At 60.5% G+C, this 18,538-nt stretch carries 18 protein-coding genes; 1 reads left to right on the forward strand and 17 read right to left on the reverse strand.

Annotation, left to right across the window (positions count from 1 at the left end; all coding sequences use genetic code 11):
• Positions 1–73: 73 nt before the first annotated feature.
• From KGA88_RS29170 to KGA88_RS29220, 11 genes are all read right to left on the reverse strand, one after another.
• Entirely contained in the window at positions 74–862 is a 789-nt protein-coding gene (locus KGA88_RS29170; RefSeq protein WP_223596089.1) for an SDR family oxidoreductase, read from the reverse strand.
• Positions 863–1,128: 266 nt separating this feature from the next.
• Entirely contained in the window at positions 1,129–2,676 is a 1,548-nt protein-coding gene (locus KGA88_RS29175) for an amino acid ABC transporter permease/ATP-binding protein (RefSeq protein ID WP_223596091.1), read from the reverse strand.
• A 64-nt stretch (positions 2,677–2,740) separates the two neighbouring features.
• On the reverse strand, positions 2,741–3,535 hold the full coding sequence (locus KGA88_RS29180; protein WP_110658421.1) for an ABC transporter substrate-binding protein: 795 nt from the start codon (positions 3,533–3,535) through the stop codon (positions 2,741–2,743).
• Between the two features lie 44 nt (positions 3,536–3,579).
• A complete protein-coding gene (locus KGA88_RS29185; RefSeq protein ID WP_110658422.1) occupies positions 3,580–4,650 on the reverse strand; it encodes an isopenicillin N synthase family dioxygenase in 1,071 nt (356 codons plus the stop codon).
• Between the two features lie 14 nt (positions 4,651–4,664).
• A complete protein-coding gene (locus KGA88_RS29190; RefSeq protein ID WP_223596094.1) occupies positions 4,665–5,516 on the reverse strand; it encodes a sugar phosphate isomerase/epimerase family protein in 852 nt (283 codons plus the stop codon).
• Positions 5,517–5,877: 361 nt separating this feature from the next.
• Positions 5,878–6,285 (reverse strand): response regulator, encoded by a 408-nt coding sequence (locus tag KGA88_RS29195; protein WP_223596095.1) that lies wholly within the window; start codon positions 6,283–6,285, stop codon positions 5,878–5,880.
• 480 nt (positions 6,286–6,765) lie between these two features.
• Positions 6,766–7,221, reverse strand: a complete 456-nt coding sequence (locus KGA88_RS29200; RefSeq protein ID WP_223596096.1) for a VOC family protein — start codon at positions 7,219–7,221, stop codon at positions 6,766–6,768.
• Between the two features lie 76 nt (positions 7,222–7,297).
• Entirely contained in the window at positions 7,298–7,993 is a 696-nt protein-coding gene (arsH, locus tag KGA88_RS29205) for an arsenical resistance protein ArsH (protein WP_223596098.1), read from the reverse strand.
• Positions 7,994–8,004: 11 nt separating this feature from the next.
• Complete coding sequence (locus KGA88_RS29210; RefSeq protein WP_223596100.1) at positions 8,005–8,475, reverse strand: arsenate reductase ArsC; 471 nt, start codon at positions 8,473–8,475, stop codon at positions 8,005–8,007.
• Between the two features lie 28 nt (positions 8,476–8,503).
• Positions 8,504–9,787 (reverse strand): arsenic transporter, encoded by a 1,284-nt coding sequence (locus KGA88_RS29215; RefSeq protein WP_223596102.1) that lies wholly within the window; start codon positions 9,785–9,787, stop codon positions 8,504–8,506.
• Positions 9,788–9,810: 23 nt separating this feature from the next.
• Complete coding sequence (locus KGA88_RS29220; RefSeq protein WP_223596104.1) at positions 9,811–10,158, reverse strand: metalloregulator ArsR/SmtB family transcription factor; 348 nt, start codon at positions 10,156–10,158, stop codon at positions 9,811–9,813.
• Positions 10,159–10,311: 153 nt separating this feature from the next.
• Between KGA88_RS29220 and KGA88_RS29225 the strand changes: the two genes are divergently transcribed.
• The gene (locus KGA88_RS29225; RefSeq protein ID WP_223596105.1) at positions 10,312–10,812 is read left to right on the forward strand and encodes a GNAT family N-acetyltransferase; all 501 of its coding nucleotides are present in this window, start codon (positions 10,312–10,314) and stop codon (positions 10,810–10,812) included.
• 52 nt (positions 10,813–10,864) lie between these two features.
• Here the strand turns inward: KGA88_RS29225 and KGA88_RS29230 are convergent, their stop codons facing one another.
• The 6 genes from KGA88_RS29230 to KGA88_RS29255 all read right to left on the reverse strand — a co-directional run bounded on the left by KGA88_RS29230 (position 10,865) and on the right by KGA88_RS29255 (position 17,895).
• A complete protein-coding gene (locus KGA88_RS29230; RefSeq protein WP_223596112.1) occupies positions 10,865–11,707 on the reverse strand; it encodes a DUF2950 domain-containing protein in 843 nt (280 codons plus the stop codon).
• Between the two features lie 80 nt (positions 11,708–11,787).
• On the reverse strand, positions 11,788–13,329 hold the full coding sequence (locus KGA88_RS29235) for a DUF3300 domain-containing protein (RefSeq protein ID WP_223596107.1): 1,542 nt from the start codon (positions 13,327–13,329) through the stop codon (positions 11,788–11,790).
• 160 nt (positions 13,330–13,489) lie between these two features.
• Positions 13,490–14,767, reverse strand: coding sequence for a flavohemoglobin expression-modulating QEGLA motif protein (locus KGA88_RS29240; protein ID WP_223596108.1), 1,278 nt, complete (start codon positions 14,765–14,767; stop codon positions 13,490–13,492).
• Between the two features lie 72 nt (positions 14,768–14,839).
• Positions 14,840–16,378 (reverse strand): DHA2 family efflux MFS transporter permease subunit, encoded by a 1,539-nt coding sequence (locus KGA88_RS29245; RefSeq protein WP_223596109.1) that lies wholly within the window; start codon positions 16,376–16,378, stop codon positions 14,840–14,842.
• Entirely contained in the window at positions 16,371–17,438 is a 1,068-nt protein-coding gene (locus KGA88_RS29250) for an HlyD family secretion protein (RefSeq protein WP_223596110.1), read from the reverse strand. The genes KGA88_RS29245 and KGA88_RS29250 overlap by 8 nt, the downstream gene beginning before the upstream one ends.
• On the reverse strand, positions 17,431–17,895 hold the full coding sequence (locus KGA88_RS29255; protein ID WP_223596111.1) for a MarR family winged helix-turn-helix transcriptional regulator: 465 nt from the start codon (positions 17,893–17,895) through the stop codon (positions 17,431–17,433). The genes KGA88_RS29250 and KGA88_RS29255 overlap by 8 nt, the downstream gene beginning before the upstream one ends.
• Positions 17,896–18,538: the final 643 nt, after the last annotated feature.

Consider the following 18,538-nt stretch of genomic DNA (forward strand, 5'->3'; position numbering starts at 1 on the left):
GGTTTGGAGAGGGGAGAAGCAGGGGCGGATGACGAAAAAAACTGTGCCATCCGCGCCCATGGTGCGCGGGTGATTACTGGCTGGAGCGAATGGCCCCGCCATCGATCAACAGGTTCTGCCCGGTCAGGTAGCTCGCATGGCTGCTGCACACGAAGGCACACAGCGCACCGAATTCCTCGGGTGAGCCGAAACGCCTGGCCGGAATTTCGCGACGGCATTCGTCGAGGAATGCCTCACTGTCTTGCCCCAACTCTTCGGCGGCAGCGACCAGGTTGCCGCGCAGTCGATCGGTGTCGAACGAGCCCGGTTGCAGGTTGTTGATCGTCACGTTGCGACTGGCGATGTTGTCTTGCCTCGCAATCCCTGCGATGAACCCCGTCAGGCCACTGCGCGCGCCATTGGACAGGCCCAGGCTTTCGATCGGGGACTTCACGGCACTCGAGGTGATGTTGATGATCCGGCCAAAACCGCGTGCTGCCATGCCGTCTACCGTGGCCTTGATCAGCTCGATGGGGGTCAGCATGTTGGCATCCAGCGCCTTGAGCCAGGCGTCGCGATTCCATTCGCGGAAATCCCCGGGGGGAGGGCCGCCGGCGTTGTTGATCAGGATATCGAAATGCTCATGGGCCGTGAGCGCTGCCGCCCGACCTTCGGGCGTGGAAATGTCTCCGGCCACGGCGATCACCGTCACTTCAGGGTTTATCGCCCTGAGCTGACGGGCCGTTTCATTCAGCGTGTCCTCGCCCCGTGCGGTGATCACCACGTTCACACCTTCGCTGACGAGTGCCTGTGCGCAGGCTTTGCCCAGGCCTTTGCTGGCGGCGCACACCAGCGCCCAACGTCCTGCAATTCCAAGATTCATGCGTGTGTTCCTTGTCTAGTCCTGAAATAGGTTTGCACCTGGATCAAACTGCGGATCGAGATCGATGACGACTGTGCCGGTAAACACAACCTGAGGGCAGGGACCACCGCTAGCCCCTGTGGGAGCGGGCTTGCTCGCGAAGGCGGCGTGCCAGGCTATACACCTGTCTACTGACACACCGTGTTCGTGAGCAAGCCCGCTCCCACAAAGAGACTTCATGGCTTTTGAAAGTGGCAGAAAGTAGCCCAAGGAAAGTCGTTGCTTGGTCATGCGTGATCCACCTCTACGGACAGGTTTGGCGATCGGGCTTCGATACCCATGAAGCGCCGCACGCGTTCTCCCTCGGCATCGCAGCGGATGGTTTCAGGAGCGGCATCGAGTTGAATATTGCCGTTCTCCATGAAAATCACCCGATCGGAGATCGACATGGCAAAGTCCATTTCGTGGGTCACGATCAGCATGGTCATGCCTTCCTTCGCCAGGTCGCGGATTACGTTGAGCACGTCGTTGACCAGTTCCGGGTCGAGGGCCGAGGTCGGCTCGTCGAACAGCATGATCTGCGGTTCCATCGCCAGGGCCCGGGCGATCGCCACCCGTTGTTGCTGCCCGCCGGAGAGCTGGTGCGGGTACTTGTGGGCATGGGCCAGCAGGCCGACCTTGTCCAGCAGCGCATAGGCACGATGTTCACTCAGCTCGCCCGGTTGGCCGTGGTAACGCGGCGCCAGGGTGACGTTGTCGAGAATGGTGCGGTGCGGGAACAGGTTGAAGTTCTGGAACACCATGCCGATGTGCCGCACGCCTTTGCGCAGGCGGGCGCTGTTGGGTTTGTCCGAAGCTTCGATGAACGTTTCGCCGAACAACTGGATGTCGCCGGTATCGATGCTTTCCAGGCCGTTGACCGTGCGGATCAGCGAAGTCTTGCCGGAGCCGGATGGCCCGATGATCGAGACCACCTGGCCGTAATCGACATTCAGGTCGATGCCCAGCAACACCTTGTGCGTGCCATAGCTCTTCTGGATGTTGTTCAGTTGCAGGATCGGCGTGGTGTTGTTGCCTGTGGCTTTGCGAGCAATGTCGGGCAAGGCTTCGGCGCTGGCCTTGAACCTGGCGATGGTGGCGTCGTCGAGGGTGTGTGGCTTGCGGAAGTTCAGGTCCAGGTAGCGCTCCAGGCGCTGCAGGAAATAGCCGAATACGGTGACGATCAGCACGTAGTAGACGCCAACCGCCGCCAGGGTTTCCATGACCAGGAAGTTGGTGGCGTAGAGGCGTTGGCCGACCGTGAGGATCTCGGTCAGGGAGATGACCGAGACCAGCGAGGTCAGCTTGACCACGGTGATGTATTCATTGATCAGCGTGGGCAGGGAAATGCGGAAAGCCTGGGGAATCACGATCAGGCGCTGCATGCCGAACAGGCCGACACCCAGCGCGCGTCCGGCTTCCTTTTGGCCCTTGGCCACGGAAATCAGGCCGCCACGATGGATCTCCGCCATGTACGCCGCTTCAGTGACCACCAGGGCCAGCAGGCCTGAGTAGAAAGGGTTGGACAGAATCGGTCCGCTGCCGGGAAACAATTGCGGCAGGTTGTAGACGAACACCACCAGCACCAGCAACGGGATGCTGCGGAAGAACCAGATGTAGACCGCCGCGGGAATGCGCAGCAAGGGCGACTGGGACAGTTTGGCCGAGGCCAGGACAAACCCCAGCAGCATGCCGATGAACCAGGCCAGGGCGCTGAGCTGGATCACCGTGACGCAGGCATTCCAGAAGTCCGGCAGGGAGAACAGGGAGAAGAAATACGACCAATCGAATTGCATGGGGCACCTCGATCTGCCGCCCCCGTGCAGGAGCGGCAGATAACCAGACTACAAGGACAGGTTCTTAGTTGGCGGTCGGCTCTTCCAGGCCATATTTCTTGAGGATTGCGGCATATTCTCCGCTCTTTTTCGTCTCCTCGAAGGCCTTTTGCACGGCCTGGTAGGTTTCGTCGTTGCCTTTCTTGACGAAGATGCCCAGGGTCTGCTGATAGATCGGATGCTCGGTGGTGATCACGACCCGGCCGTTGGTCTTTTCCGCGATCATTTTGGCGGCGCCGGCGATTTCGACCTGGGCCTGGATGTTCTTGGACAGCAGGGCCTGGGTCACTTCGGGGGCCGAAGGGTACTCGCTGACGGTGATCGCGCCTTTGTTGTTCGGCACGCAGTATTCGTCGGACAGCTTCCTGAATTCCTTGACCCAGGTGGTGCCCTGTTCCAGGCCCAGCTTCAGGCCGCACAGGTCTTCAGGTTTCTTCGCGTTGATCTCGCTGCCCTTGGGCACCATGACCGCGGCGCCGGTGTTGGCATAGGCGATGGTCTGGGCCTGGGTCTGGCGCTCCGGCGTGATGTACATGCCGGAAATGATCGCATCGTACTTGCCGGAGTTCAGGCCCAGGATCAGGCTCGGGAACTTGGTGTCGACGAACTCCACCTTGGCGTTCATGTGTTTGGCCAGCACCGTTGCCAGCTCGGGGTCGGAACCCACCACATTCTTGTCCTTGTCATAGGACTCGAAAGGCGGGTAGGTGATTTCCATGCCGACCTTGAACGTGTCACCGGCGGCCATGCTCATCGAGGCGCCGAACATGCCGGCTGCCAATACAGCCAGGCTCAAAAGGTTTTTCTTATTGTTTTTCATTTTACTGACTCCGGCGTAGGTAGGGGTTTAACTGAAAACTTCAATCAGGACGGTTGCGCCTGATTTTTCAAATGTCCGAAACTGGCGGGCTTACGTGCCTTGCCTGGCAGTTGAACGTCCCCGTTGGCCACCCTCTGGCGCAGATACTGATAGGTCTGCAGCGCCTGGCCATACATGTGTTCGCCGATCGTGATTTCTTCGTAGTCGTTGCCTGCCTGGGCGAAGCCGGGCAGCGGTTTGATCTGGGTGTGATAGTCGCAGGCATAAAACAGCGGAAAGGAATATCGCTCCTCCTTCACGCTGCGCACCCGGTGCGCCGTGGCCACGAATGCGCCTGCGGTCATCACTTCCAGCATGTCGCCGATGTTGACCACAAAGGCATCGGCAATCGGTGGTGCATCGATCCATTGGCCGAGATTGTTCATCACCTCAAGGCCCGGTTTGTCGGCCAGGAGGATGGTGAAGCACTCGTAATCAGTATGGGCGCCAAGTCCCGGTGCGTCATGGGCCGCACCGTCGAACGGGTAGTGGATCAGGCGCAATTTGGACGGCGGCCGGGTGACCAGGCTGTCAAAGTAGTTTTCTTCCAGGCCCAGGGTCAGGGCGAAGCCGCCGAACAGGCGCCGGCCCAGGGCGAAGATCGCTTCGTAGTAGGCCTGTACCGATGCCTTGAAACCTGCCAGCTGCGGCCAGTCGTTGGGCCCCAGCAATGGCGTGTTGGCCAGCACCAGCGGGTCATCGGCCGGGACTTCGAAGCCGACGTCGAAGGCTTCCTTGTGGTCCGGCTTGCCCTTGGAATAGACCTCTTCGCCTTCGGGTACAAAGCCCTTGTGGGTTTGCGAGGTGCCGATGTAGTGGCGCATCTTCTCGTCCAGGGGCTGGTCGAAGAAGTCCTTGGCCGCCTTGCGCAGGTTGGCGATCAGTTGCGGGTCGATGCCGTGATCGGTGATGTAGAGGAACCCGACGTCGCTGGCGGCGCGCCCCAATTGTTCGGCCACGGCCAGGCGGTGTTCCAGTTCAAAGCTGAACAGGCCGGCGATGTTGACCACCGGAATGCTGTTGAAGTTGGCTTTTTGTGTGTCAGTACTGGCGCTGTTGTTTTTATTGTCAGGCATGACGCATCGGCTCCCTAAGGATGGCTTGAGTGGTGGAATCGCTCGAAATGTTCGCGTTCGGTCTGGCCCATCCACATGTTCAACGACCACAGGTCGGCGACCGGGACATTGGTGAAGGGCAGGTGATGCAGGTAGCCGTCGGCACCGAATTCCGGGGTCAGGGTGCTGACCTGGTAACCGCGGGCCTGCTGCGAGCGCCAGATGCTTTCCCAGTGCTGCTGATGGAAGGCCAGTTCCCTGGCATATTCGGGCGCGGCAGGGTGCGGAACCTGCGGCCCCTGGTCGTAACCGACCCGGGCCTGGATGTGGTGGACCCGCTCGACGAAAGCACTGAGGTCATCGGCCGGGTCGTTCAACAGACGCTCGCAAGTCACGACCCAATGACTGATGTCACTGGTGAACAACAGATCAGGCAGTTGCCGGATCAGCTCCAGGGTCACCCAGGGGTTGAACAGCGAACGCGAGCGGTGAGTTTCGAAACTGCAGACCTGGCCGTGCTTGCGCGCCAGATCCAGCGCCTGGCCAAAAAACTCCACTTGTTGCGGCAAGGACCAACGGTCGTTGCCCGCCAGCACATTGACGAAACGCGGGGAGAGATCAGCGGCCAAGGCGAGCTTGTGGTCGAGGTCAACGAGGTGCACGGCAGGCGTTGCCGACTGTTCCGGCAGCACGTCGTACGCGGTGAAGACAGTGCTGATATAGCCCACGCGGTTGGCCTTCAGAAAGGCAGCAAACTCGGCCCGTTCACGGGCGTCCAGTGGCAGGCGTGCTTCCATGCCGTCAAAGCCCGCTTGCAGCAACTCTTCGAGTGCCTGAGCCTTGCTGGCGGTGTAACCCCACAGCGTGCGAAAAATTTCCAGCTTCATCGGTGATCCTCAAAAATCCCAGGGCCTACTGCAAAAGCACTTCGACGGCACCCGCCGATCAAATGGCTGGTTCGCTGTGGAGCCGATGTTAGGCATAGGCCGAGCGGTGAAAGAATCCGAAAGTTCAAATGAATACTTCAGACTTTCGTCAACAAATAGCTGGCTACTTATCGCGCTTGCAATGAGGGATTTTGTGAACGAATACGTGTCTACGTTGGGTGTTAGCGAGGAATGATGGTGTTGCGACATCATTTTGAAGACTGCCAAGCGACAGCTCTCAAAACAATCTACCTGGGGTGGCCCTCACGCCAGGATGTAAAACGCAGCGCCAGGCAAACTCACGGTTCGCAAACCGTCACGACTATTTTCCGAAGGGGCGATCAGGCTGTAGCAGGTTTGCTACAGCCCTCACCAGATCATCTTTAGACCAGGGCTTAGCCAGGTACGTCGTTGAGTAGGGCACTATTGAGGCCTCCAGCACGGAACCGGAGGTGAGAATCGAAGCGGTAGCGGGCCATTTCTCCTTCACCATCCTTATGAATTCCGCTCCTTGGAGTTGACCTCGCAAGGCTTGATCCGTGATCACCAGCAGGCAACCGTCCGGCATGCACCGCAGGTAGGTCAAGGCGTCATCGGCAGTGTCGAAGTCCAGGGTAAGGAGACCGATCTCGTTCAGGATATCGACGATCAACTTGCGAATTGCCGGGTCGTCCTCAACAACGACCGCCCATTCCATTACCAGCGAGAGCTTTCCCCGTTCTCTGTGCACGCATGGCTCCTTAATCGGCGAATTCCGAAGTAGGCGAGATAACGTGTCAGTGTAGGTGCTTTCAACGGGGTATTACGGATCCAATCTGCTGAAAAAAATGCGTTGTATTGAGAAGGACTCTTAAAGTTTGGGGCCTAAAAAAGTTCTTCACGCATTTCCGGGAAACTGTAGGAGCCGGCTTGCCGGCGATGGACTCAAGTGCGCCGCGTTTATCCAGGTTATACGCGTTATCGTTAACGACCATCGCTGGCAAGCCAGCTCCTACAAGGGACCGCGTCCGAGTCGACAATGAGGGTTCCTCCAAGCCAGTGAAAGCCCCCAAAAAAAGCTGTGCCAGCAATGCGGCGTCGCCAAAGCGGCTGGAACACTTCCCCCCAATCCCTGTTTTTTGTCAATTGTCCGCGGACAATGCTGGGGTACGAGGCGGGATCATGCGCTTCGTTCCAGTCGACTCAAAACAGACGTTCATCGCCGCATCACTCAGGAAAATGCAGCTTCTACAAATGCCTCTAGCGCCTTGTCTTCCAGGATTTCGATAGAGAAGTGCCCGAAGCGCTTGGGCAACCAGATAATGCGTGTCCCGGACGGGGATTGCAGGTTCGCGCGGGCCAATGGCTTTCCGTTTTCGTCTTCTGGCTGAACACCGGCGACCATCAGTTCGTCGTAGGCCTTCTCGATATCCGGCGTCGAATAGCAGTGGCGATAAATCATCCCTTCTCCCGAGGAGTCTAATAGCTCCCTCAGGTTCCCCGCCAATGGCTGTACCAACATGAAACGCTCTTGACCGATCAGCGCAATCGCGTAGCGCACGTGCAGACCACCTCGTTCCCAGACGAGCGTTTTGGAGATCCTGGCATTGAGTATCTGTGCGTAGTAAGCACAGGCTTCTTCGAGATTATTGACCAGTACATCGACGTGACTGAACTTCAGATCCATTGCAGCCCTCCTGTTGAACCGACGTCCATGTTAAGCCCGACACGCCCAGAATTCGATGGATTCCATGAAGCAATATTCAGATCGACCGCTGATTCACACGCTGAGTCAGTTCCTCTGCGGACTCTTTTCGTTCCGAGTAGCGGTCAACCAGGTCGGGGCGATCCCGCAGCAGCAGGGTAAATTTCACCAGTTCCTCCATGACGTCTACCACCCGGTCGTACAGCGACGAGGGCTTCATGCGATTGGCCTCGTCGAACTCCAGAAAAGCCTTTGGCACGGAGGATTGATTGGGGATGGTGAACATGCGCATCCAGCGCCCCAACACACGAAGTTGATTCACCACATTGAAGGACTGGGAACCGCCGCAGACTTGCATGACCGCGAGGGTTTTTCCCTGGGTTGGGCGAACGGCGCCCAACGCCAACGGCACCCAGTCGATTTGCGCCTTGAACACCGCCGACATGGAGCCGTGGCGCTCTGGCGAGCACCAGACCTGTCCTTCAGACCACTGCATCAGTTCGAGCAGTTCCTGGACTTTCGGGTGGTCGGAGGGCGCGTCGTCCGGTAGCGGCAGGCCGGATGGATTGAAGATCCGCGTCTCGGCGCCGAAGTGTTCGAGCAACCGGGCTGCTTCCTCGACCAGCAGGCGACTGAACGACCGCGCACGAGTCGAACCGTATAACAACAGGATGCGCGGTTTGTGCTGGTCGTCGCGCCCGTTGGCGATGGGCTGGGTCAGTGATGTGTCGAGATTGGGCAGGGGGTGGGTCATGGGGGCTCCGGTCAAAGCGTGCCGATGCGGTCGAGTTCGTGCTTCAGCGCATCGCGGTCAAGTTGTGTAAAAGGCAGGTCGAGCAATGCCCGGCAGCGCGTTTCGATGCGCGCCAGGGTTGAGTGGAACGCCGCCGCTACCGTTGCTTCATCGCCCTTGATGTCCGATGGGTCTTCCAGGCCCCAATGGGCTTTGAGTGCCGGCCCGAAGTACACCGGGCACGCCTCGCCGGCGGCCTTGTCGCAGACCGTGATGACGATGTCCGGCGGGTTGGCTTCGAACGCCTCGTTGCCTTTGCTGCTCAAGCCGTCGATGGCAATGCCGGCTTCCTGCAAGGTGCTCAGGCTGCGGGGCAGCACTTGTCCCTTGGGGAAGCTGCCGGCACTGATTGCCTGAAAACCTTCGGGGGCGAGATGGTTGAACATGGCTTCGGACAGGATGCTGCGGCAGCTATTGGCGGTACACATAAACAGAACGCGCATGATGACTCCTCTTGGCGGACGCACAGGGCTAGACGCTCAGGCGCATGGCCAGGGCGGACAAGGTGATGAGCAGAATCGGCAGGGTCAGCACCACGCCGACCTTGCAGTAGTAACCCCAGGTAATGCGGATGCCCTTGCGCTCCAGCACATGCAGCCAGAGCAGGGTGGCCAGGCTGCCGATGGGGGTGATCTTGGGGCCCAGGTCGGAACCGATGACATTGGCGTAGATCATGGCTTCACGTACTACACCGGTGGCATCACTGGCTTGAATCGACAGCGCTCCCACCAACACCGTGGGCATGTTGTTCATGCCCGATGACAGCAAGGCCGTGAGCAGGCCAGTGCCCAACGCAGCGCCCCAGATGCCGAACTCGGCCATGCGGTTCAGTGCCATGGTCATGTAGGTAGTCAGCCCGGCATTTTTCAGCCCGTACACCACCAGGTACATGCCCAGCGAAAAGATCACCACCTGCCAGGGCGCTTCACGCAGCACCCGTCGCGTCGAGATCACATGCCCGCGCGCCGCCACGGCGAACAGCAGCGCGGCACAGACCGCTGCGATGGCGCTGACGGGAATGCCCAGGGGCTCCAGGGCAAACAGCCCGATCAACAACAGGGCCAGGACGATCCAGCCGACACGGAAGGTCAGGGGATCACGCACGGCGCGTCGCGGATCCATCACGTCATCGAGGGAGTAGTGCCTGGGAATGTCCCGGCGGAAAAACCGGTACAGCACCACGAGCGTGGTCGCCACGGCCACGAAGTTGACCGGCACCATGATGGCGGCGTATTCGCTGAAGCCCAGGTCGAAGTAGTCCGCCGAAACGATGTTGACGAGGTTGGACACCACCAGGGGCAGGCTCGCCGTGTCGGCGATAAAGCCGGCCGCCATGACGAACGCCAGGGTAGAGGCTGGCGAAAAACGCAGGGCGAGCAGTATTGAAACAACGATGGGGGTCAGGATCAGGGCGGCGCCGTCATTGGCAAACAATGCGGATACGCCGGCCCCCAGCAGTATCGTGAAGACGAACAGACGGCGCCCGTCACCCTTGGCCCAGCGCGCCACATGCAAGGCGGCCCACTGGAAGAACCCGGCCTCGTCGAGCAACAGGCTGATGATGATCAGCGAGATGAACGTCGCCGTGGCGTTCCAGACAATGGCCCACACCAGCGGAATATCGTGCAGCGTCACGACGCCTGCCAGCAGGGCGAGGACGGCGCCCAGGGAGGCGCTCCAGCCGACGCCCAGACCCTTGGGTTGCCAGATGACCAGCACCATGGTGAGCAGGAAAATGGAAAATGCAGTAAGCATGCGCAGTCTCGACGGTTGAAGGGTCAGCAGCAGGGGGAGGTGTTGAGCGGACGGTCGCCCATCACGGCAAGGCGAGTGCTGTTTTGCGCAAGCCAGTCGGCGTTCGCCAGCAAGGTTGTCTCGAGAACGTCGCGAACCCACGCGGGTAGATCGGGGTTGAGCCGGTAATACACCCACTGCCCCTGGCGGCGGTCGAGAAGCAGGCCGCAGCCGCGAAGCTGGGCAAGATGGCGGGAAATCTTCGGCTGACTGTCGTCCAGGGCGCAGACCAGCTCACACACGCACAACTCGCCTTCCCGAGTGATGAGCAGGGTGGCCCGGGCGCGGGTTTCGTCGGACAGACATTTGAATACGGCGGCAGGATTGAGCATTGGCGTGGCTCGATACATATGGTTATCCGAATATACGATTTTCCATATGTATTGCGCAAGCCACTCGGTCTAGAGAAAGGGAAGGCTCGTCCCGGCCAAATTGCATGAGATAGACTCGAGACAATTCGACACAAGCCTCAGGAGAGGTGATGAATGGAATCATTTAGCGTACGTGAGCTGAAAATGACTGACGCTCAAGCATTGCTCGCTTTCGAAATCCAGAACCGTGAATGGTTCGAATCCCATATCGATGCGCGCGAGCCTGGTTTTTACTCGTTGCAGGGTGTCGCCGATCATATCGAAAGCTATTTGTCCGGATTTGCCGTCGGCGCCTGGCACCCGTTTGTCATCGAGGATTCCAGCCAGAGAATCGTCGGTCGAGCCAATCTGAAAAGCATCGACCCGTCGACGGGGTCAGCGCAAGTCGGCTATCGGATTGATCAGCACGCGTGCGGACAGGGGCTGGCCACACTGGCGTTGAGGCATCTGATAGAGCAAGCCAGGACGCGCTGGGGGCTTACGCAACTGGTTGCCTTTGCCTACAAGGAAAACCTGGGCTCAAGAAAGGTCCTTGATCGCTGCGGATTCCAACTGCAACAACCCTCCTGCAATGAAAGCACGGGGAACGAAGACCGGTTCGTCCTGTTGATCTAGATAAGATCGCCCTGGCGATTGCGAGCGTCGGCAGCAGGGCGATGACGTCCGGTCACTCCTGCTGCGCTTGATCTTCAGGCACCTCTTTCCAGCTGTCATCCGGATCAAAGCGCTTCATCGCTATCGCCAGTTTTTCACCACCGGGTCCCAGGTCTTTCTCGAACACCTGGCCTTCATGGCTGATCATGAAACTCATCACCCCGGTGTCGTTGTATTTCGCCGGCCAGGCGATCAACGCAAAGCCCCGGCTCATCTTGTCACCGATGAGGTAGCTGTAGGCGCCACCTGGTGCCGAAGGGCCCTGGCCATGCAGGATGCGGAAGCGGTAGCCATGCCATTCTTCGTCGGCAATGGCTTTGCCGAATGAAGGCCCCAACGGGCTGATCTGGTCGCTGTCGTCTTCCGCCCAGTAGAGTCCGTCGTGCTTGCCGGGGCTGCTGACGATTTTCTGCGCATACTCGAGTGCGCCGTCACCGTCGCGATCGACTGACGCGTAGTCCATCTGGGCGTCGTGATAGGCCAGCACCGATTGCACGGCGGCCAGTTCATTGCGGCCGATTTGACGGGCACGGATCTCGGCACTGCCGGCCTTCATGTCGAAGCGCCAACCGCTGGCGTCTTTTGTCATTGGGATCGGTAGTGTCCAGTTGTTGCTGCCGACCGCCAGGATTGCCTTGCGTTCGCTGGGGTTTTCAATGTGATGTTGCTCGCGGTATTGCTGCAAAAACGCATCCACGTCTTCGCGCTGCACACCTTCACGGGGAATGTAGCTGTGCCAGTCGCTGCCCAGCAGCTCGGTCAGGCGGGCCTGGTCGGAGTGTTCCGTGCCCAGTGCTTCGACGAAGGCTTCTGCGGCTTTTTCTGGCGTTGGGAAGGCCTGCTGCGCCGTCGCCATGCACGACCACAACAGGCCGGCAGCTATCGCAAGGACATGTGGGAGCAAGCCCGTCAGTCCGTTCACTCGAGGATGGTTGTTCAACGGCGGCCCCCCCTTTGACGCGCTGGTGGATTGGACGGCCGGCTGATCTGGTGACCGGCCGATCGCGAGGCACTGGGGCGTTGGGCGGATGCCTGGCTGGCCCGGCCACGATTGGCCTGGAGATTGGCCTGGGACGGTGAACGTGCGCCGGCGAAGGCATTGTTGCGGGCACTGCCGGCACTGGCGGCCGGTCGTTTGTTCGCCGTTTGACGTGTCTGCGCCTGGCCCTCCCTGCGCTGATTCAGCTGAGCGCCCTGGTTGCGGGACTGCAGATTGCCTTCAGAAGCTTGTCTACGGGGTTGCTGGTTTTCCCGGGTGTTTCTGGCCGTACCCTGGCCCCTGTCAGCCGCCTTGGGTCTGTCTGCACCGGCCTGCATCCGATTACCGCCCGCCGTTCCGGACTGGAGTTTGCGCGTTTGATCGCGGGCTTCGAGGTTGCTGGTGGCAGGTCGTTCGATCCCGTGCCGGTCCATCGAACTGCGGGCGTTTTCCCGTGCCTGGGCGCGCTGGGCGTTGTCCCCGCGATAGGCTTGACGCTGATTGGCGCCGTTGAGTTGGCGGCCGTACTGTGCGCGGCTCGCGTTGTCTCGATAGGGCACGCCGTTGCGGTGCACCGGGTTGTGCTGCCATTTGTTGTTGCTGATCCGGTTGTTGGCGTTGATGTTGTTGTAGCGATTGACGTCGATGTCGACGTCGTTATTGCCCCAGTCACATTCACCCCACAACGATCCAACGATCGCCACGCCGGCGCCAAACGCGAGCCCGGCCATCAGCGCCTGACCAGGGTAATAGGCCGGTGGCGGTGGATAGTACGCGGGCGGCGATGCCGGGTAGGGCCAGGTGCCGTAGGTGGTCGTCGGGTTATAGGTGGGTACGTACACCACCTGCGGATCGGCAGGCTGGATGATGATGGTGGAGTTGCTGGCAGGTGCCGGAGCCGGTTCAGGGGCTGGAGCCGGTGCCTGGGTTGTGGCCGCGGGGGCGGGTGCCGGCGCGGGCGCCGCGACATTCTGGATCGTCACGTTCTGATACTGGTTGCTCTGCAGATTGCCGGCTGCCTGTGCCTGGCGCCGCAAGCGCTGCGCGCTTTCCATGACATCGTCGGGCTGCGCCAGGAAGGCATCACCCAGGCGTTGGACCCAGACGGGGTCCTGCCCCAGCAGTGCCAGAGCCTGGGGGAAGGCCACCAGAGCCTGCACGCTCGGATCCCAAGGCTGGTTCGCCACCTGTTTGACCGCATCGTCACCCTTGGCGTCCGGGTGAGCTTTGGACCAATTGACCGCCTCGCCGACTTCCCCGGGGTAGGTGGTGGCCATCAGTACCTGTGCAAACAGCGGGTCCGGGTAAAGCGCAATGGGCGCCAGCATTTGATCCAGCTGTTCCTGGGTAAACACCGGATCTTTGGCAGGCGCGGTGGCGGGCGCTGTATCGGCAGCGGGTGCCGGTGCGGCGACGGGTGCATCCGCCGCCAGTGCCAGGCAGGCAGATCCACTCAGAAACAGTACGGCTGACAACGCGTAAAGAAATGGAATGCGCATTGCACCCCCTATGTGGTCAGGCAGGCTTGAAATGAGTGAGTCAATACACGGATGGTCAGAGCTGACTATGCAAGCCACAAAGCTCAGCTTCGTTACAGCTTCCTAATGGTAGCAGTTCATTTGAACAATCAAGGTTGCCTTGAAAATAGCGTCACGCCGATCACTGGGCGCTGGCATCGCTTTCGTGTTCTTCGGCAAATGCCATGAACACCTCCAGGTCCAGCACATCCAGTTTGATCTGGGCGATGAACGCCGAGAAGGCCAGATTGGCCGCCAGCAGGCGCAGATCGGAGGCCCAGGCCGGAAGGTAGGTTGGCCCCTTGAGCCAGCCGGACTCGAACAGCGGCGCCAGGCGCACGGTGTCCCCCAGGCTGAGGCGCCCGGCAAACAGATGCCCCACCAGTTCCGGTCGGTTATCGCGGATTGCAATGCGCAGCAGGGTATGGACGCCGAGCAACCCGGTCAGGTAGGCAGCGTCCTTGGTAAACGCCGAACCACCCCGCAGGTCGGCGCCGCGAAACACCCGTTGGGTTGAGCGGAAGGACTCTTCTTGCGACTGCCCGGCCGCCAGGAAACCTTCGAACACCTGGATAAAGTCGGCACCCTCCAGCGCCTGCTGGACGGCCAGTACGCGCAGGGCCAGGCGCCGCAGGCGGTTGATGTCCATGCTGCCGGTGAACAGTTCGGCCAGGGTGGCAATGCCCTCCTGGGTCTGGGTGGTGCGGGGTGCTCCCAGGCCTAGGCTTGTGAGGTTCGGTTGCCGCGCGCCGTTTTGTGCGGTAGCGACATGCACGAAGGCTTCGTGTTGCAGCAGTTGGTTCTTGTCCAGCTCCGAGAACAGGGCGCTGGCCCGCAGCCGGATGCGGCTCGATCCGGCGATGGCCTTGGCGGCCAGGTTCGGATCGAGCACGACGGTGATCTGGCCGACGCCGAAGAAACGGTCCAGTTCCGGCTGAATCCAGGCGGCGAACGCCTTGGCCGGAATCTCGGCCGGGCTCGGTGGAATGCGCGCACCGCCGAGCAGGGCGTCGGTGGTCTTGAGGAAGAAACGGGCGGCGTCGAGCATGCTCAGTTGCAAGCGCGTGTAGTAGAAGTCCGGGCGCCGGTACAGCGCGGACGAATAGTGTGTAAAGGCAGGCGTGCCAATGGCCCCCAGCATGTGCCCGGCGGTGGCATAGCTACGGGCGGTCATGGCGAGGAAATTCCCCGCCGGATGGCCCATATCGCAACGGCTGATAAAGGTTTCCAGGGCGGCGATGTCGGCGCTGTGGTCGCGGGGCAGCAACTCGACCTTGGGTAACTGCGCCCGCCCGCCGCGCCATTTTTCCAGGAAGTCTTCCTCGACTCCATCGGGCCAGGACAGGGCATCGAGCACGCGGATCTTGCGGGTCAGGCCGGGCAGGGCGGCATCGAGTTCGGACAGGGCGGCGGCGCTCATGGATATCTTCCTGAGGGACGAAGTGGCGTTACAAAAGCTTAGTCGTCGCGCGCGTTACGTGTTGATCCGGGATTACTCCATGACCGCTGCCGGCTCTTCATGTGCCTGGGCTTTTGGAGTCTTGAAAATCAGCAACAACGGCATCACCGCCAGCGACAACAGCATCAGCAACTTGAAGTCGTCCACGTAGGCGACCCAGCTGGCTTGCACGTTGACCATTGCGTCCAGGGCGGCGCGGCCGGAGGCGGCCATCGGGTCCAGGTAATTCTTGATCGCACCAGCGTCGAAGGCGCGGTTGAAGGGCGTGACGTAGGCCCCGATCTGCTCGTGGTTGGCCTGGATGTTCTGGGTCAGCAGCACGGTGACGATGGAGATACCGACGCTGGAACCGACATTTCGCGACAGGCTGTAAAGCCCGGTGCCTTCGGCGCGCAAGGCAGCGGGCAGGGTCGCGAAGGCCACCGTGGTCAGTGGCACAAACAGCATGCCCAGGCTGGTGCCCTGGATGAAGCCGACCCAGATGACGGTTTGCATCGACACGTCAGGTGTCCAGCCGGTCATCAGCCCCATCGACAGCGCCGACAAGCCCAGGCCCGTCAGCAATAACAGGCGGGTATCGACTTTGCCCAACAGTCGACCGGCGAGGAACATGGTCAGCATCGTGCCCAGGCCTCGCGGGCCCATGACCATGCCGGCGGTCAGCACCGGATAGCCCATCAGGGTTTGCAGGTAAGGGGTCATCAGCGCCAGTGAGGCCAGGTAGGTGATGCCGACGATAAAAATAAATACGACGCTGATGGAAAAGTTACGGTCCTTGAACAGCTTCGGGCTGATAAAGGGCGTGTCGGTGGTGAAGGTGTGGACCACAAACACATACAGGGCGACAGCGGCCACTATCGCTTCGACGAGGATTTCCCCGGAAGCGAACCAGCCCAGCTGCTCACCCCGGTCGAGGAATAGTTGCAGGGCCATGATCGCCACGCTCAGCGAACCGAAGCCGAGCCAGTCCAGGCGGGTCGAGGTGTCGGTGGGGGTTTCGCTGACGTAATAGACGATCCCGGCCAGTGCCAGTAAACCGATGGGCAAATTGATGAAGAACACCCAGCGCCAGCTGAAATTATCGGTCAGCCAGCCACCGAGCATCGGCCCCAGCACCGGGCCGAGCATCACCGACACGCCGAACAGCGCCATGGCCGAACCGCGTTCCTTGAGGCTGTAGATGTCCAGCAGAATGCCCTGGGACAGCGGCACCAGCGCCGCGCCCGCCAGGCCCTGCAGCAGGCGGGCGAGGATGATTTCTTCCAGCGACTGCGCCAGGCCGCAAAGGATCGACGAGACCACGAAGCCGACTATCGCCCACAGCAGCACGCGTTTGCGCCCGAAGCGCCGGGCCAGGAAGGCCGACGGCGGCGTCATGATTGCCGCAGCGACGATGTAGGAGGTCAGCACCCAGTTGATCTGGTCCGAACTGGCCGAGATGCTGCCTTGCATGTAGGGCAGGGCGACGTTGGCGATGGTGGTGTCGAGCGCTTGCATGATCACCGCCAGCACGACGCAAGCGGTGATCATCCCGCGATGGGCCACCGCTTCGCTCGGTGCATCGCTACTCATGGGGGGCGGCCTTGCTCGCCAGCAGCCCCGAGAACAGATGCGGCAGGCCCCGCGCCGAGCCGGTATCGATTTCTGCCTGCACACTCATGCCGGTGCGCAGGGGCGGTTTTTCCCCGGCATCATCGATGCTGATGCGCACCGGAATCCGTTGCACGACCTTGACCCAATTGCCCGTGGTGTTTTGCGCGGGCAGCAACGAGAAGCTTGCACCCGACGCCGGGCTGATGCTGTCGACGGTGCCGTGCCACTGCACGCCGGGATAGCTATCGACACTGATCTCGACGGACTGACCGGGCTTCATGTGGGTCAGTTCGGTTTCCTTGGGGGAGGCGGCGACCCACAGGTGATCGGCCGACACCAGGCTGATGCCCGATTGTGGCGGTTGCAGGTAGGAGCCGACCTGCAGTGAATCAACGTTGGTCACGATACCGTCGAACGAAGCCCTGACCACCGAGTTGTTGAGGTTGCGTTGCGCTTCGTCGACGGCAGCCTGGGCGATCAGATACGTGGACTGTTGTTCGACGGGGGTGTCGATGTTCCCGCCCAATTGCGCCAGCACCATTTGGGCGGTGGCCCTGGCCACGGTGATTTTTTGCCGGGTACTGTCCAGCGCGTGCTTGGCATCGTCGTAATTGGTTCTGGACACTGCCGAGACGCTGAGCAGGGTTTGCTGGCGCTGGAAGCTGGCCTGGTAGTACGCGAGGTCGATCTGTGCCTGATCGATTTCGGCCTGCGCCTGCTTGTAATTGGCCTGCAGGTTGAGGATCTGGTTACGCACGTTGCTCAGTTGCGCCCTGGCACTGGCCAGCGCGATCTCAAAGGGCTCCGTCTTCAGGGTGAACAGGACCTGGCCCTTGACCACCCGCTGGTTGTCTTTGACATCGACCGAGGCGACCAGGCCCGAGACATCGGTGGAGACGCCGACACGATCGGCCTGTACGTAGGCATTGTCGGTGGAAATGATCTGCCCGCCGGTGACATACAAATAGCCGCCGACTACCAGCGCGATGGGTAGCAAGGCAAAGAGCGTGGTACGCACGAGTTGCCGTCTCTCAATCATGATGATGCTCCTGTTCTTCGATGGGGAGACTGCAGGCTTCGATCAGGTTGGACCTCATGCGCTTCATCATCTGCAGCAGCAGTTGTTCCTCCTCGGCCGAGAATCCGCGCGTGGCTTCCTGGCGGGTCGTGCGGCCCATGTCACGCATCAGTTCCAGCAGCGGATGGGCCTGCTCCGTCAGAAACAGCAGGGACAGGCGTCGATCCGTGGGATGACTACGGCGCTCGACCAATCCGCGTTCGGCCATCTTGTCCAGCAGGCGTACGAGGGTGATCGATTCCAGTTCCAGCAGATCCGCGAGGCCTTTTTGATGGATGCCCTCGTTGGTCGACAACATGGCCAGCACTTGCCACTGCGAACGAGTGAGGCCGACATGCCGCGCGCGTTGCTCGAACCGCTTGCGCATCAGCCGGGCGCTGTCATGCAGGGCAAAACCAAGGGTCAATGGGTCAGTCATGGTGATATCTGCTGCTGGAGAGTTAGCTCATCATAGTTGAGCTTGTAATTAGTCAGCTATCTATATTTGCGGAATAATTCAGGTGAATCGATTCTCTAGATGGGGGCCCACCGCCATCGCTGGCAAGCCAGCTCCTACAAGGGACCGCGTCATGGTCGAAATGATGTGAGCGCCAAACTGTAGGAGCCGGCTTGCTGGCGATGGACTCAAGGGCGCCGCGTTTATCCAGTCCACACGCGTCATCGTTAACGACCATCGCTGGCAAGCCAGCTCCTACAAAGTGGATTGCGGCCAGGCACAAATCCCGGGAACGTCCAATAAACCTGTGGGAGCGGGCTTGCTCGCGAAGAGGCCGGCACAGCCAACATCTCCATTGCCTGACACACCGCCATCGCTGGCAAGCCAGCTCCTACAAGGGACCGCGTCATGGTCGAAATGATGTGAGCGCCAAACTGTAGGAGCCGGCTTGCTGGCGATGGACTCAAGGGCGCCGCGTTTATCCAGTCCACACGCGTCATCGTTAACGACCATCGCTGGCAAGCCAGCTCCTATGTATGGACTCGCCCCCACTGTCTACCCGCTTTTGAAAAACCGCTGCCCCGTTGCATCTATGTATTAGGCCTATTCGTGGAAGCCGTCTTCG

The organism is Pseudomonas sp. A-R-19, from assembly GCF_019956575.1.
Lineage (GTDB): Bacteria > Pseudomonadota > Gammaproteobacteria > Pseudomonadales > Pseudomonadaceae > Aquipseudomonas.